At 67.1% G+C, this 15,034-nt stretch carries 14 protein-coding genes; 3 read left to right on the top strand and 11 right to left on the bottom strand.

The annotated features are described in order from the left end of the window. Entirely contained in the window at window positions 1-603 is a 603-nt protein-coding gene (locus ACVWW6_RS16885; protein ID WP_271551540.1) for a LysE family translocator, read from the bottom strand. 262 nt (window positions 604-865) lie between these two features. Between ACVWW6_RS16885 and ACVWW6_RS16880 the strand changes: the two genes are divergently transcribed. Both ACVWW6_RS16880 and ACVWW6_RS16875 read left to right on the top strand, forming a co-directional pair. Continuing rightward, window positions 866-1,684, top strand: a complete 819-nt coding sequence (locus ACVWW6_RS16880) for a CxxCxxCC domain-containing protein (RefSeq protein WP_038965652.1) — start codon at window positions 866-868, stop codon at window positions 1,682-1,684. 104 nt (window positions 1,685-1,788) lie between these two features. Beyond that, on the top strand, window positions 1,789-3,303 hold the full coding sequence (locus tag ACVWW6_RS16875) for an ATP-binding protein (RefSeq protein ID WP_060908746.1): 1,515 nt from the start codon (window positions 1,789-1,791) through the stop codon (window positions 3,301-3,303). Window positions 3,304-3,306: 3 nt separating this feature from the next. Here the strand turns inward: ACVWW6_RS16875 and ACVWW6_RS16870 are convergent, their stop codons facing one another. The 9 genes from ACVWW6_RS16870 to ACVWW6_RS16830 form a co-directional block, all read right to left on the bottom strand. After that, complete coding sequence (locus tag ACVWW6_RS16870; RefSeq protein ID WP_011089634.1) at window positions 3,307-4,047, bottom strand: ABC transporter ATP-binding protein; 741 nt, start codon at window positions 4,045-4,047, stop codon at window positions 3,307-3,309. Continuing rightward, window positions 4,044-4,892, bottom strand: a complete 849-nt coding sequence (locus tag ACVWW6_RS16865) for an ABC transporter ATP-binding protein (protein ID WP_456681087.1) — start codon at window positions 4,890-4,892, stop codon at window positions 4,044-4,046. The genes ACVWW6_RS16870 and ACVWW6_RS16865 overlap by 4 nt, the downstream gene beginning before the upstream one ends. Further along, complete coding sequence (locus ACVWW6_RS16860) at window positions 4,892-6,715, bottom strand: ABC transporter permease (protein WP_038965650.1); 1,824 nt, start codon at window positions 6,713-6,715, stop codon at window positions 4,892-4,894. The genes ACVWW6_RS16865 and ACVWW6_RS16860 overlap by 1 nt, the downstream gene beginning before the upstream one ends. A 57-nt stretch (window positions 6,716-6,772) precedes the next feature. Then, the gene (locus ACVWW6_RS16855; protein WP_028174227.1) at window positions 6,773-7,930 is read right to left on the bottom strand and encodes an ABC transporter substrate-binding protein; all 1,158 of its coding nucleotides are present in this window, start codon (window positions 7,928-7,930) and stop codon (window positions 6,773-6,775) included. Window positions 7,931-7,989: 59 nt separating this feature from the next. Then, window positions 7,990-8,574 (bottom strand): alkylhydroperoxidase domain protein, encoded by a 585-nt coding sequence (locus ACVWW6_RS16850; RefSeq protein ID WP_011089638.1) that lies wholly within the window; start codon window positions 8,572-8,574, stop codon window positions 7,990-7,992. 13 nt (window positions 8,575-8,587) lie between these two features. Then, on the bottom strand, window positions 8,588-9,214 hold the full coding sequence (locus ACVWW6_RS16845; protein ID WP_038965667.1) for a CMD domain protein: 627 nt from the start codon (window positions 9,212-9,214) through the stop codon (window positions 8,588-8,590). Window positions 9,215-9,328: 114 nt separating this feature from the next. Further along, complete coding sequence (locus ACVWW6_RS16840) at window positions 9,329-10,366, bottom strand: putative FMN-dependent luciferase-like monooxygenase (RefSeq protein ID WP_161533545.1); 1,038 nt, start codon at window positions 10,364-10,366, stop codon at window positions 9,329-9,331. A gap of 126 nt (window positions 10,367-10,492) precedes the next feature. Then, entirely contained in the window at window positions 10,493-11,275 is a 783-nt protein-coding gene (locus tag ACVWW6_RS16835) for a MetQ/NlpA family ABC transporter substrate-binding protein (RefSeq protein ID WP_456681086.1), read from the bottom strand. A 228-nt stretch (window positions 11,276-11,503) separates the two neighbouring features. After that, window positions 11,504-12,964: an MATE family efflux transporter gene (locus ACVWW6_RS16830; protein WP_456681085.1), complete on the bottom strand. Its 1,461-nt coding sequence runs from the start codon at window positions 12,962-12,964 to the stop codon at window positions 11,504-11,506. Between the two features lie 143 nt (window positions 12,965-13,107). Between ACVWW6_RS16830 and ACVWW6_RS16825 the strand changes: the two genes are divergently transcribed. After that, the gene (locus ACVWW6_RS16825; protein ID WP_456681084.1) at window positions 13,108-13,686 is read left to right on the top strand and encodes a TetR family transcriptional regulator; all 579 of its coding nucleotides are present in this window, start codon (window positions 13,108-13,110) and stop codon (window positions 13,684-13,686) included. A 48-nt stretch (window positions 13,687-13,734) separates the two neighbouring features. Here the strand turns inward: ACVWW6_RS16825 and ACVWW6_RS16820 are convergent, their stop codons facing one another. Next, window positions 13,735-14,922, bottom strand: a complete 1,188-nt coding sequence (locus ACVWW6_RS16820; RefSeq protein ID WP_456681083.1) for a CaiB/BaiF CoA transferase family protein — start codon at window positions 14,920-14,922, stop codon at window positions 13,735-13,737. Window positions 14,923-15,034 lie beyond the last annotated feature (112 nt).

Raw genomic sequence — 15,034 nt, 5'->3', positions numbered from 1 at the left:
TCACGCGCTCAGGAATGATTGAAGCCAGATCAGGCCGGTCACGGCGACGAGCGTGACCGCGCCGGTGCGCGTGATGATCTCAGGGTAGCCGAGACGACGGGCGCCGCCGCCAAGCGTTGCGCCCAACGCAATCCACGCGGCGCCCGCGGTGACGATCTGAAGCGCGATCATTCCGAGCCACGGCAGGAGCTCGAACAGTCCGGCCTGGAGCGGCAGGAGCAGGAAGGCGAACACCATCGCCTTCGGATTCAGCAGCGTGGTGATCAGCACCTGACGGAACGTCACCACGGCGCCGCCGCGCAGCTCGCGCGCGTTGACGCGCCAGAGCATGACGGCAAGGCCCAGGATGTAGACACTGACCGCCACGCGAAGCACGACGGCCGCGAGCGGAATGCCGCTCACGACGGGACCGAGCGCCAGCCGCAGCAGCGCAATCGCCGCGAGATAGCCGAACAGCTCCGCCGCGAGCAGACGGAGCGACCGCGATATCCCGATCCCTGCCCCCGATGTCGCGAGCAAGGTGTTGGTCGGTCCCGGCATGGCGAGGAGAAAACAGGTCGCCGTGAAGAAGGTCAGGAAGTTCATAGCCCAGGCTAACAGCATCGCGCCGGCAAATCTTGATCTGCGTCATGCGGCGGCACCGCCATGCTCGACTTTGGCCGCGTTCGCACGGAACGGTTCCCGGTGTTGCCCGAACTCGATGAGAGCGATCGCGCCGTCCTGATCACGCGATCGTGTCGCTGCCCACGTCTCGTCGTCTTGCCTCGCGCTTAGGCGTGAGCAAGATAGCTTTGTAAGTCACCTTGCCCGGCATTGATTTGCGATGCCTGCGTTTGGGATCCAGACAAGAACACGAGAAGAAGCAATGGATCAGGCGATGCTGAGCGTCGTCCGTGCGGTCGAGGCAGGCGCGACGACCATGAAGGGCGTCATCGACGCGACCGGATTATCCCGTCTCAAGATCGAACGTGCGTTGGCTGCGCTGGAGAAACAAAAGCTCCTGGTGCGCGACGGCCAAGGCTTCAGGGCAACGGGTCTGCCGAGAACAGCGCCCAACCCGCGTCAATGCGGATCGTGCAACGCCTGCTGCGATATCCTCGAAGTCGCTGCGGTCGACAAGCCGGTGAACCAGCTCTGCAGGCATTGGCAGGCGGGCACCGGATGCACCATCTACGCGAGCCGCCCGCAGATGTGCCGGTCGTTCGCCTGCGCCTGGCTGCAAGGCCATCTCGACGATGCATGGTTTCCAGCGAAATCGGGCATCGTGGTGCATTTCAGCCAGGACGCCGTCAACGTCACGGTCGACGACGACTGCCCCGATCGCTGGCGCGAGGAGCCGTATTTCAGCAAGCTCGCCGAATGGTCGATGAACGGCATCAGGCGAATCGGAAACCGCGGCTACGCGACCCTCGTGGTCTCCAGCGAGAACCGATTCCTGCTGCTCGGACGCACCGTCGTTCCCGATCCGACGCCATCAGGCACCGCGTTCCTGCCGCTCACCCCCGACACGTTCCGGTTCTGGCGGGCAACATCACCGGAACATCTGCAGCGGCTGCACGAGCGCATCGCCGAGATCGAGCGGATCAGGCAGGAATTCGGCTCCTGCGCGATTCCCCCAAACGAGGACGACGATCCCGTCCCGCCCTATCGCCCCGCGCTTCTACGGTTGTCGAATCACGCCTGAACGCCGTCGTGGGCAACAGAGCATGATTCGCGCTGTGGTGCTCGACGCGCCCCGGCCGGGTTGATAAGCCCCTGTCCGCGAATGATGGGGACTTGAGTCGGGACATGACGGTTGCGATCGAGATGGGGCAGACCACGGCGGGCGCCGCGGCGGCCATGGACCTCGAGGAACTGCTGGCGACCCGCCTCCTGGTGCAGGGCAATTCGGGCTCCGGCAAGTCGCATCTGTTGCGGCGGCTGCTGGAGCAGAGCGCACCCTGGGTGCAGCAGGCCATCATCGACCCCGAGGGCGATTTCGTCACGCTGGCCGAGCGCTTCGGCCATCTCGTGATCGAGGCCGAGGATCACACCGAGCGCGGCCTTCAGGTCGCGGGCGAGCGCGCGCGGCTGCATCGCGTCTCCACCGTGCTCAATCTCGAGGGCCTCGATGCCGAGAACCAGATGCGCCGTGCCGCAGCGTTTCTCGGCGGCCTGTTCGACGTCGATCGCGACCATTGGTACCCGATGCTGGTGGTGGTGGACGAGGCGCAGCTGTTCGCGCCGGCAGTCGCCGGCGAGGTGTCGGACGAGGCGCGAAAACTGTCGCTCGGTGCCATGACCAATCTGATGTGCCGCGGCCGCAAGCGCGGGCTCGCCGGCATCATCGCGACGCAACGTTTGGCAAAGCTCGCCAAGAACGTCGCGGCGGAAGCCTCCAACTTCCTGATGGGCCGGACCTTCCTCGACATCGACATGGCGCGCGCCGCCGACCTGCTCGGCATGGAGCGGCGCCAGGCGGAAGCCTTTCGCGATCTCGAGCGCGGCCAGTTCATGGCGCTGGGACCTGCGCTGTCGCGGCGTCCGCTACGCCTGAACATCGGCCCGACCGATACCCACGCGCGCAACTCCACGCCGCGGCTGATGCCGATGCCGGACTCCGCACGCGAGGATATGCGCGCCGTGATCCTGGCCGCACCGCCGCCCGATGCCAGCCGGCCGCAGCGCCGGCCCGCGCCGGATCTGCTCGAACAGCTGCGCGCCGCGAAAGCGGCCGCCACGCCGGAGATCCGGCCTGAGGTGGTCGAGGTTCAGGTCAGCGCCGAGGAGCTCGCGGAGCGGCGCGAACGCGTCGACCGGACCCTGCGTGCCGTGCTCGCCGAGCCCGATGCCGGCTTCCGCGCCGTCGGCGTGCTCTATCAGGAGTTCGTGGTCCGCTGCCGCATCGAGGGCCTCGGCGCGGCCGTGCCTGACCTCAACGAATTCCGCCGCATGCTGACGCGCGCGCGCGCCGGGCTTGGCGCCGAGCATGCCGAGGACGACGACTGGCAGGACGTGTCGCTGCGCGCCTCGATCCTGCCCGACGACATGCAGGGCGTCTTCATGATGATCGCGCGCGCGGCGAAGGAAGGCTGGCCCTGCCCGGGCGATGCCGCGATCGCCCGCGCCTATGGCTCGCATTCGCTGCGCCGCGCGCAGCGCCTGCTCAGCTACATGGAGGAGCAGGGTCTCATCGTCTGCCAGCTCGACGGCGGCGGACGCAGGATCGTGACGCTGGTGGAGCTGGCCTGGGCGACCGCGCCCGGTGATCCCAATGGCGACGATCTGCCGGCGGAGCCGGCACAGAGCGCAGCTTCGGCCTGATCGTTACGCGGCCTCGGCCCCGCCGAGATAGGCGTCGCGGACGCGAGGATCGTCCTTCAGCGCCCGCGCGGGGCCGGAGAGCACGATCTTGCCGGTCTGGAGCACATAGGCCTCGTGCGCGATCTCGAGCGCGAGGCTGGCGTTCTGCTCGACCATGAACACGGACACGCCCTCCTGGTTGATGGTGCGGATCAGCTCCAGCACGCGGTCGACATAGAGCGGCGACAGGCCCATGGTCGGCTCGTCCATCACGATCATCCTGGGACGGCTCATCAGCGCGCGCGCCATCGCCACCATCTGCTGCTCGCCGCCGGACAGGGAGCCTGCGCGCTGCGACAGCCGCTGGCCGAGCTTCGGAAACAGCGTCAGCATCTTGTCGAGATCCTGCGCCACCGCATCGCGGTCGTTGCGCACGAAGGCGCCCATCAGGATGTTCTCGCGGACGGTCATGTCCGCGAACAGCCGCCGCGCCTCCGGCACCGAGGCGATGCCGCGGCGGACGATCTGCGGCGTGGAGAGGCCAATCAGCGAGGCGCCGTCGAACGTCACGTCGCCGGACCGCGGCTTGACGAGGCCGAGGATGATCTTCATCGTCGTAGACTTGCCGCTGGCATTGCCGCCGAGCAGGCAGACGATGTGGCCGCGCGCGACCGTGATCGACAGGTCGAAATGCACCTGGGCCTGGCCGTAGAAGGTGTTGACATCAGACAGCGCGAGCAGCGGCCCGGAAGAGGAATTCGTCATGCCGCGCTCTCCTGCTCCGCCGCCCCCGACAGGCCGTGACCGAGATAGGCCTCGATCACCTTGGGATCTCCACGCACCTGTTCGCCCGGTCCCTCCGCGATCTTCTTGCCCTCGTCCATGACGATGACGCGGTCGGAGAGGCGCATCACCATCTCGAGCTTGTGCTCGATCAACAGGATGGTCAGCCCCTCCGCCTTCAGCTCGGCGACGAGCGCCTGCATCTCCGCGGTCTCGGTCGGATTCATGCCGGCGGTCGGCTCGTCGAGCAGCAGCAGGCGCGGCTTGAGAGCGAGCGCACGGGCGATCTCGACGCGGCGGCGGTTGGCGTAGGAGAGGCTGTAGGCCGGCTGGTCGATCCGCGGCAGCAGCCGCTCGCCGAAGCGGGCGAGGATGGCTTTCACCTCCTCGCGCAGCCGCTCTTCCTCGTCCCTGACGCTGGCGGGACGCAGCAGCGCCAGCCCCAATTCGAGCAGCGGGCCGATCACCGGCACGGCCGGCTTCACCGCGCGCAGCCGCGTGTGCGCGCCGATCAGGACGTTGTCCATGACGCTGAGATTGCCGAAGACACGGCCGAGCTGGAAGGTGCGGGCGATGCCGTCGGCCGCGAGGCGCTCCGGCGAAAGGCCGGTGATGTCCTGGCCTTCGAAGCGGACTTGACCTGCGTCGGGCCGGTCGAGCCCGGTCACGAGGTTGAACAGCGTCGTCTTGCCGGCGCCGTTCGGGCCGATGATGCTGACGAGCTCGCCCCTGGCGAGGTCGAGATCGATCTCGTCGACCGCGGTGAGGCCGCCGAAGCGCCGCGTCAGCCCGCGCAGCGACAGCATGGATGTGTGCTGCTCTGCCATCACATCGTTCCCAACAGGCCCTGCGGCCTGAACCGCACCAGTAGCAGCAGCACGATGCCGTAGATCAGGATGCGGTACTCCGCCGCGATCCGGAACAATTCTGGCAGGCCGACCAGCGCCACCGATCCGACGATGGCGCCGACGACATTGCCGAGGCCGCCGAGGATCACGACCGTCAGCGCCAGGATGGACTGCTGCGTGTTGAAGGTCTCGTGGTTGATGTAGGAATAGAGATGCGCGGCGATGCCGCCGCTGACACCCGCCGCAAACCCGCCGAAGATGAAGGCCAGCGATTTGTAGCGGTTCAGGCTGAGGCCGTAGGCGCGCGCGGCGATGTCGTCGTCGCGGATGGCGCGAAAGCTGCGGCCGAGATGCGAGCCGAGCAGGCGCGCCTGGAGCAGCGCCAGAACGACCATGACCGCAAGGCTGAACCAGTAGACCGACGACGGGCTGACGAGGTCGTAGCCGAACAGCGACAGCGGCGGAATGCCGGAGATGCCGATCGGCCCGCGCGTGACGCTCTCCCAGTTCAGGATCACCAGCGACACGATCTCGCCGATGGCGAGCGTCGCGATCGAGACGTAGTGCCCGCGCAGGCGGAACGACGGCGAGATCAGAGCGGTGCCGAGCGCAGCGCTCATCAGGCCGCCGCCGATGATGGCGAGGCCGACGGGAACGGCGAAGCTCAGCGACAGCAGCGCGGACGTGTAGGCGCCGATCGCGAGCAGAGCCGCGTGTCCAAGCGAGACCTGGCCGATCGTGCCGGCGACCAGTGTCAGGCTGAGCGCGAGCATGCCGAGCAGCCAGGCGTTGATCAGGGTCTGGAGCACGTAGAACGACACCGGGAATAGCGGCAGGATCGCAAAGGCAGCGGCCGCCACCAGCAGCGCCCAGCGCGGAATGCGCACCGGCCGGCTCGGCGCGATGAAAGTCCCGGTGAGCGGCTCGGGCGGCGCCTGCCGCGCGCTGGCGAACAGGCCGTTCGGCCGCAACACCAGCACGACGACCAGCAGCAGGAACGCGAACAGATTGCGGTAGCTGGTGCCGAACACGGCTACGCCGTAGCTTTCGACCAGTCCCAGCAACAGGCTCCCGATCACCGCGCCCGGCACGTTGCCGGCGCCGCCGACGACTTCGGCGACGACGCCCTTGAGTGTCGCCTGAAGGCTCATCGCGGTGTCGATCTGGTTGTAGTACATGCCGACCAGCATGCCGGAGACGCCGCCGAGCGCCGCGGCGATGCCGAACACCGCCTGATTGACGCGGTTGACATCGACGCCCATCTGCATCGCGGCATCGCGGTCCTGCGCGGTGGCGCGCACCGCCCAGCCGAGCTTGCTGTAGCGCAGGAACACGAACAGCAGCAGCGCGCTGGTGATGCCGACGCCGGCGATGAGCAGATCGAGCGGGCCGATCGTGCCGCCGCCGATCTGGAAGCGGACGTCCGGCAACTGGCTCGGCAGCGCACGCGGGTTCGGCGAGAACGTCAGCATCACCAGCTGGTCGAGCACGAAGCTGATGCCGATGGTCGCGAGCAGCGGCGCGATGCGCACCGAGTTCTGGAGCGGCCGCAGGCCGAACCGCTCGATGATCAGCCCGACCAGCGCTGCGGCCACCGCGACCACGATGATGGTGAGCGGCAGCGGCGTATGCAGCTGCACCACCGCGACCCAGCCGATATAGGCACCGACCAGATAGATCGAGCCTTGCGCAAAGTTGATCAGCCGGCTGACGCCGAAGATCAGCGCGAGCCCGACCGCAACAAGGGCGTAGACATTGCCGACGATCAGCCCGTTGATCGTGTAGTCGAGCCAGGAAGACAAACGTTGGTCCCCGCGTAGGAAGGAAGGCAGCCGGAGCGGCGCGCTCCGGCCGTCAGGTCAGGTCGGCTTGCCGTCCCAGAGCGCGAACTGGCCCTTGCGCACGACCAGTTCTGCGTTCATGGCGCCCTTGACCCGGCGGCTCTCGACGTCGAACGTCGCCGAGCCGAAAATGACGCTCGACACATCCTTCACCTTGGCGAAGGCGTCGCGGATGGCGCGGCGATCGGTGCCGCCGATCCTCACGACCGCGGCCGCCATGTTCATCGCGTCGTAGGCATAGGCGTTGAAGGCGTCGGGCTCCTGCCCGTTGTACTTGGCCTTGAAGCCCGTGATGAATTTCTTCACCTCGGGCCTGGGATCCTCGGGGAAATAACGCGTGCCGAGATGGACGTCCTCGACCGCCTCGCCGCCGAGCTCCAGAAATTTCGGCGAGTATACCGAGCTTGCCGCGCAGATGGTCTGCTTCAGCCCGACCTGGCGGGCCTGGCGCGCGATCAGCGCACCGTCGGAATAGTAGGAGATCAGGATCAGCCCGTCCGGACTGGCGTCGCGCACGCGCACCAGGGTGGAGCGGAAGTCGCGCTCCTCCGCGATGTAGCCCTCGGTCACCGCGATCTCGGCGCCGTATTCCTTCGCCGCCTTGACGAAATAGTCGCGGCTGGTGCGGCCCCAATCGGTGTTGAGGTGGAGTATCGCGAGCTTCTTGAGACCGAGGCGCTTGACGGCATAGGCCGCCAGCAGCGGCTGCTCGTCGGCCTGGCTCACCGACGTGCTCCACATGAAGTCGCCACCCTTGGTGAAATCGGGGTGCGAATTGGTGAAACCGAACTGCACGAGGCCGCCGCGCTGATAGATCGGGGATGCCGCCATCGAGGCCGGGCTGGAGAAATCGCCGAGCTCCATGACGATCCGGGGATCGGACACGAACTTCTGGGCGATCGCCACCGACTGGCGCGGGTCGCTCTGGCTGTCCTCGAAGCTGTAGGCGAGCTTGCGGCCGTTGATGCCGCCGGCGGCCTGGATCTCGTCGAGTGCGAGATCGAAGCCCTGCTTCCACTGCGTGCCATATTGCGCGTTCGGCCCGGTCAGGGGGCCGCTGACGCCGAGCAGGATCGGCTCGGACGACTGCGCAAACGCGCTGCGCGAGAAGGCCGCTCCCGCCATCATGGCGGCGAGCGAGCCCTTGACCAGGGTACGGCGATCGATGTTGCTCATCTACGGCTCCATCCACTCAATGTTGAAACAAGCAGCAATTTCCATGCCGGTGAGATTGCCTATTTCGAGGGCTCACCGAGCGACAGCATCAGCCGGTTTGCCCAGTTGAAGAACGAGGCGCCGTTGATGACGTCGACGATCTCGGCATCGTCGAGACCGGCGCGGCGCAGCTCCTCGACATTGTCGGGCCCGAACGCGATCGGCGTCGCGGCCAGCGCCACCGAGGCCTTGACCACGGCATTCCAGCGCTCGCCGAGATCGGCCTCGACGCCTTCGTCGAGCAGCCGCTGCACGTCGTCGCGGCGCTTGGAATAGGTGCTGGCAAATCGCGCATGCACGGAGGCGCAATAGATGCAGCCGTTGTAGCGCGAGGTCGCGGCGGCTGCGAGCTCGCGCTCGGCGCGCGGTAGGCCATCGGCGACGTTGTAGAAGATGTCCTTGTCGGTCTTGGTGCGGGCTTCCAGCACCTCAGGATCGCGCACCAAGAGGCGGAAATATTCCGACTTGGCGCGGGCGCGATCGACCAGACCGGCGAAGTGCCGCTCGGTCAACTCGGCCTCGGGCAGCGGGTCGATCCACGACACCCAGCCGAGTTCGTCCTGGGTGAAGACGACGGGCGGATTGACGGTGTTTGCAGCGCTCATGATTGCGGTCTCCTTACGCGCCAGCCGCGGCGTTTGCAGTGCGCCCAAGCGAGGCGCCGAGCACGCGCAGGCCCGTGACCACGCGCACCTGGAACGACAGGAACGCAACGAGCTGGGAGAAGGTGACGATGCCGGTATTCGACCAGCCGGCGGCCAGCAGCGCCTTCATGTCGGCGGACGCGGCATCGCGCGGCCGGAACACCAGCAGATGCGCATGCTCAAGCGCCGCAACGAGCCGAGGACCGAGGTCGGGTTTGCGCTCTGCGCTGACGCGATAGATCAAACCGGCCGTGTTCTCGACCGACAGCGGTCCAGCCGGGAAAGCGCCGTACGGGCCCGAGGTCGCGCCGCGCGCGATTTCGACCTCGATCGCTTCGACCAGGCGCGCTCCTTCGGCGGTCGCCGCGAGCTTTGCCCGGTAGAACGCGGCGACAACGGGCTCGCGGTGAAGACCGATCACGAAGAACGCGACCGCGGCGCGCTCGGAAAGCGAAAAATCGCCGGCGTCGATCGGCTCGAACAGCGACAGATAGCTCTTCTGCGCGTTCTCGCGCGCCTGCACGCGCTTCGCGCGGATGCCGTCCAGGGCGGACCCCGGTTCGATCCCGGCGAGCGTGTCGATGATATCCTTCGTCGCCATCATTCAGCCTCGTGCAACGCGATCATGTTCATTCCGACTATTGTTTGAGCGTGATTTTTCGGAAGACCGCTGCGGACTTTGCACTAACGCGGCCCTTCGGCTCCGGATCATGCTTTAGCCCGCCAGCGCCACGTCTTGCGCCGCCGTCCGGGTCCAGCCCAGCGCCGGCGCCACCTTGTCCGCGACCAGCTCGATCGAGCGCAGGATATAGGGGTGCGGTGCATCGACCGAATGCGCCTGGAAGACCAGGTCGGTCACCCGCTCCAGCGTCGCGTCGCCACGCAGCGAGGCGATGACCTCGTCGGCGGCGCCGACATGCGTGTCGAACGCGGTGATCATCTCCGCCAGCGTCTCGCCCGGCGGAAGGTGACCGCCCTTCATGAATTGCGGCAGCGCGCGCCGCAATCCAATGTCGGCAAGGCGCATCGCCTCACGATGGTCGTCGGCGACGAAGACGCTGCGCGAGGCCATGATGCGCGGCTCGCGTCCCGGCGGCAGCGCTTCGAGATAGGCGTCGATGATCGGGTTCTGGATCTCGGCCAGCGTTGCGCGCGGCGCCTCCTTGGCCCGCGGCTGGGTACGCGAGAGCAGGAGGCCATCGCCCGCCTTGCCGGCGCGGGCGCCGCCGGCGACCGAGAATGTCGCCTGCCAGATCCGGCCGTCCAGTTGCGGCCGCTGCGGATAGAGCGTGTCGCCGCCGGTGAGCGGCTTACCGGCGAGCGCGGTGCGGACGACCTCGAGATTGCGCGCGAAGATCTCGTTGCGCTGGGCGCTGTCGAGACCGAAGGCGGCAAAGGCCGACGGATTGCCGCCGGTGCCGACGCCGAGCTCGAACCGGCCGTCGCAGAGAAGGTCGAGCACCGCGGCGTCCTCCGCCACCCTCACCGCATTCTCCAGCGGCAGCGTGACGATGCCGGTGCCGAGGCGGATGCGCGAGGTCTGCGCGGCGACATAACCCAGGAAGGTGAAGGGCGACGGCAGGCCGCCCTCGCGCTCGTGAAAATGGTGCTGCGCGATCCACGCGGAATCGAGGCCGGCCTTCTCGGCGCGCACGATCTGCTCGGCCGCAAAGCGATAGCGGTCCGCCGGCGGCGCCTCGTCGAGAAGCCGCGTGAAGAAGCCCAGTCTTTTCAGATTTGCGAACCGTTTCATGCCAACCGCGCCCAACGTTGCAACAGCCCGCATGATGTCTGCTGCCGCAGCGCGAGGCAAGCAGCCGCCGCGCAGGGCTGCCACCCCGGAGCCATCCATTCCTGCCGAAGATACGACGCCGGCTGCCTACCAGCTGGGCAGCACCGCCCCCTTGAACTTGGTCAGGACGAACTCCTTCACCTCAGGCGTATGGTAGCTGTCCACGAGCACCTTGACCCAGGGCTTGTCCTTGTCGGCGGTGCGAACCGCGATCAGGTTGACATAGGGTCCCTTCGGGTCCTCGCGCAGGATCGGATCCTTGACCGGATCGAGGCCCGTCTGGGTTGCATAGTTGGTGTTGATCGCGGCTGCGTCGACGTCGTCGAGCGCGCGCGGCGCCTGCGCGGCGTCGACCTCGATGAACTTCAGCTTCTTGGGATTCTCGGTGATGTCGAGCACCGTGGGCTTGAACCCCGTGCCATCCTTCAGCTTGATCACGCCCTTGTCGCGCAGCAGCAGCAGCACGCGGCCGCCATTGGTCGGATCGTTCGGGATCGAGACCTTGCCGCCCTCCGGGATATCGGCGAAGGCCTTGTGCTTCTTCGAATAGACGCCGATCGGGAAGTTCACGGTCAGGCCGACGGCCTCGATCTTGTAGCCGCGATCGGCTTTCTGGTTGTCCAGATACGGCTGGTTCTGGAACGAATTGGCCTGGATCTCGCCGGCGTCGAGCGCGGCGTTCGGCACCACATAATCGGAGAACTCGAGCAACTGGATATCGAGCCCCTGCCTGGCGGCGATCGGCTTCACCGCCTCGAGGATCTGCGCATGCGGCCCCGGCGTCACGCCGATCTTGATGGTCTCGGCTGTTGCTGTGGCCGACCAGGCGGCGAGCACGGTCGAGAGGATCAGAGGGAGGCGAAACGACATCTTGGTCTCCGTAGGTCTGCGACAATGATTGGAACCGTATTCGCTTCTCCGCAGGATGAAATCAATAAAATGGAAATCCATATTGGCGGCCTGGGCGGGCCACACCTTCTCCATTCGACGCCAAACAGAAAACGAATTCACGGCGCCCGACGGCGCTACAGTTGCTGACCAACGCGCTACTGCTGCCGGTGCCGGCCGTTGGCGTTGCCAGCATCAGGTGAGCCGCGCCTATTCGGACCGCCAGGTCGACGGCGACAGCATGACCAGGGCGCAGATCGCGGCATAGGCTGCGAGCGCCACCGCGACCATGGTGGCGAGCCCCGCCATGCCCGCGCCAAAGCTTGCCACCGCGATCCAGCCGCCGCCGGCCGCGATCAGGATCCGCGCGATCGAGGAGGCGAGCGGCCCCATGGCGCGCCCGGTGCCTTGGGCGGCGAAGGACGTGACGAAGCCGAAGCCGAGCGCGGCATAGGCCGGCGCCACGATGCGCAAATAGGTCATGCCTTCGCTCACCACTTCGGCATCGCGGCTGAAGAGATTGAGCCAGGCGGTCGGGAAGATCGCGACCAGTAGGCCAATCGTCCCGGTCATGACCATGCCGACGATGCCGCTGATCCAGCCGATCCGGCGCGCCCGCGCGGTCTGGCCCGCGCCCATGTTGACGCCGACCATGGTCAGGGTCGCCGTGCTAATGCCGAACAGCAGCGGGATCATGATGTAGTCGAGCCGCGAGGCGATGCCGTAGCCGGCGAGCGCGGAGGTGCCGAACAGGCCGACCGCGCCGGTGACGAGGATGACGGTGAGGTTGGTCAACACCGCGTTGAAGGCGGTTGGGATGCCGACCGTCAGCATGTCGCCGAAGATTTTTGGGCGCAGCGGCACGATGTGCAGCTTCAGGCCTGTCGCACCCGATGCCATGTAGCGCAGCAGGAACAGCATGGCCGCGCCATAATAGAGGCCGAAGGCGACGCCGGCGCCGCCGATGCCGAGCCGCGGGATCGGCCCGAGGCCGAAGATCAGCGCCGGCGAGACCGGGATGGTCACGATCGCGCCGACCAGCGTCACCAGCGCGGGCACCTTGACGTTGCCCGAACCACGCAGTGCCGCCGCCTGGAGGTTGACGATCCACACCGGAATGGCGCCGGCGAACAGATAATTGGAATAGGTGGTGGCCGCAGCGAGCGCATCGCCCTGGCCGCCGAGGGTACGGTAGAGCCACGGGCCACCGAGGATCACGCCGAGCGTGAACACGCCGCCGGCGAGGATGGCGAGCACGACCGCATGAAACAGCGCCGCCTCGGCATCATCGCGACGTCCCGCCCCGACCGCGCGCGCCACCGAGGACGCAACGCCAGAGCCGAACCCGCCGTTCGACATCATGGTCATCAGCATGAAGATCGGGAATACCAACGCGGCGCCCGCCAGCGCGTCGGTACCGAGGAACCCGACATAATAGGCCTCCGCAATATTCACCGCGGTCTGAGCCACCAGCACGGTCACGGTCGGCGCGGCCAGCTTGAGCAGCGTGGGCAGGATCGGCGCGGTCAGCAGTGCCGTTCGCCGCTGCTCCGCCACGCTTGGGGTGACAGCGACGCCTGGCGCGGCCGCCTGGCGAAGCGGAGCCGCGGCGGCATGGGCCGCGACTTGCGCGGCGGGCAAGGCCGGGGCGGCTGCATCCTCGACTGACATGAGTATCGTCCTCGCGTCCCTGCCGGACCGCCGCCGATCGGCCGCCCATTGCATTACAGCCATAATGTAATATTATGATCGTAATGCAATAGCCCCCTCCTCACGATTTCGTTGACCGGGGTGGGCATCCCAAGGAGGCGCGATTGGCGCGGTACGACAAGGGACACCGGGACGCGACGCGGCGGCACATCATCGACGTCGCCTCGGCGCAGTTCCGCGAGAGCGGCATCGCCGCCGTCGGTCTCGCCGGCATCATGTCCGAGGCCGGCCTGACCAACGGCGCCTTCTACACACATTTCGAATCCAAGGAGGATCTGGTGCGCGCGGTGCTGCTGGATGCGCTTGAGCGGCGCGAGCAGCGGCACAAGGGCAATCTCGCAAACGGCATCGCCCTGGAGACTACGATCCGCGACTACCTCTCCCCGCGCCATCGCGACCACGCCGAGACCGGCTGCCCGACCGCGGCGCTGGCGTCCGAGATCGCGCGGCATCCGAAGACGACGCGCGATGCCTTCACCGCAAAGATGTCCGACATCATTGCGCTGATGGCGGCGCAGATGCCGGATGGCTCGGCTGCGGAGCGCCGGCGGCGCGCGATGTCGGTCTATGCGACCATGGTCGGCGCGCTGCAATTGTCGCGGGCCGTGAGCGACAAGCAGTTGTCGGAGGAAATTCTGGAGAACGCGGTGAAGGCCGCGTTGACGCTTGCGAATGGGCGGTGACGCGTTCGAAATCTTCGGCGACCCAACTGCGGCCGCTCTCCGCCCCAGCTAGACGATGCCGCTTTGCCGGAGCGCGGCGATCGCGGCCGCGTCATAGCCGAGCTCCGCGAGGACACGATCGGTATGCTCGCCGAGCGTCGGCGGGCGGCTCGCGATGTCACCCGGCGTTTCCGACAGCCGCACGGCGGCCCGCGCCACCGGCGCGGGCTTCGGCAAGCCCGGATAATCGACGTCCTGCATGAAGCCGGCGGCGCGAATGTGCGGATGATCCAGCGCCTGCTGCGGGCTGAGCACCGGCCCGGTCGGAATCATGGCCTTGCCCAGCGTGTCGACGGCCTCCTGCGTGGTGCGCTCGGCGCACCAGCGCGCCATCCGCTCGCTGATGACGGGGCCGTTGTTGCCGCGGCTGATGTCGTCGGCAAAACGCGGATCGTTCAGCCACTGCTCCTCCTCGCCCATCAGCTTGGCCCAGCGTTTGAACAGCGGATGCCCCGTGACCTGGCACAGCACCCAGCCATCCCTGGTGCGGTAGATGTCGGCTGGAGCTGCGGTCTGGCCGAGATTGCCAGTCGGAACACGGTTGACGTTGATGACGGCCTGCTCGATCAGCGTGGCATTGGTGAGGGACAGCGCGGTGGCCAGCAGCGCGCCCTCGACGATCTGCCCGCGCCCGGACTTGCCGCGCTCGATCAGCGCGGCGAGCGTGCCGAACGCGCAGTGCAGCGCGGTTCCGAAATCGACCCAGTTCACCGCGGCGCGGTACGGCGGATCACCGCCGCCGGTCATGTACACCGAGCCCGACATGACCTGGCCGACACCGTCGAAGCCGACGCGGTCGGACCAGGGCCCCGGGCCGCCGAATGCGGTTGCCGTCGTCAGGATGATGTCGGGCTTGATCGCGCGAAGCGAGTCGTAATCGAGCTTCATCGCGCGCAGGGTCTGCGGCGGCAGGTTGGCGACGACCACGTCCGCGGTCGCAACCAGGCGGCGCATCACCTCCTGCCCCTCCGGCTTCATCGGATCGAGCGTGATGCACTTCTTGTTGCGGTTGACCTGGAGGAACAGCGCGCCCTCGCCGCCCGCGCCGACCGGCGCCACGAAGCGATCCTCGCTGCCGTCGCGCTTTTCAACGCGAATGACCTCGGCGCCGAATTCGGCCAGCAAGGTCGCGCAATAGGGACCCGCGATATAGCGCCCGAAATCGAGGACGCGCACGCCTTCCAGAACTCCCCCCATTGACCCTTTCCTTGATGTCTTCCGCCTAGATTACAGGGAATGGTTGCCGCGGCAAGGTGGCCGACGGCATGCCCCGATCAGCAGATGTGATCGGCCGACGGTCCGACTGGCC

The organism is Bradyrhizobium sp. USDA 3311 (genome assembly GCF_054062495.1).
This window is presented reverse-complemented; position numbering and strand designations above follow the sequence as displayed.